1 protein-coding gene is annotated in these 417 nt (G+C 60.9%); it reads right to left on the bottom strand.

What is annotated here, in order from left to right; all coding sequences use genetic code 11:
* On the bottom strand, window positions 1–417 hold a 417-nt coding region (locus EE949_RS12985; protein ID WP_241152853.1), incomplete at both ends, for a condensation domain-containing protein.

Raw genomic sequence — 417 nt, 5'->3', positions numbered from 1 at the left:
TGATGAAACAGCAGCGTGGCAGAAATGCTTTCCCGCGACGGGTCACGGTTGTAATCCAGCCGTATTAGTGGCGCACGGCCCAGGTCCATCGGGGCCGGATGTGCAAGGTCAGAGACTTCCTCGACTGACAGTTCGGCATGCCGCCAGACTACTTGCTGCGGCGCTTCCAGGCCTTCCCAGATCACGGCGGTGCGCAGGCTGTCCTGGCGGGCGATGACTTTGCGCAAGCCTGCGGCAACGCTCTGCAGACGAGCCATGCTGTCGAAGTTCAAACGCAATTGCAGCAGGTAAGGATCATCCTGCTCAGCCGTCAGGTTGTGGTACAGAATGCCTTCCTGAAGGGGCGCCAGCGGGTAGATTTCCTGCACGTTGGCAGCGCCGCCCGGAACGCTGCCAACGATGCGGTCTATCTCGGAC

The sequence above is a fragment of the Pseudomonas viridiflava genome, assembly GCF_900602065.1.
Classification (GTDB): domain Bacteria; phylum Pseudomonadota; class Gammaproteobacteria; order Pseudomonadales; family Pseudomonadaceae; genus Aquipseudomonas.
Note: the sequence above shows the minus strand (reverse complement) of the source record. Positions and strands in the feature narration are given on the sequence as shown.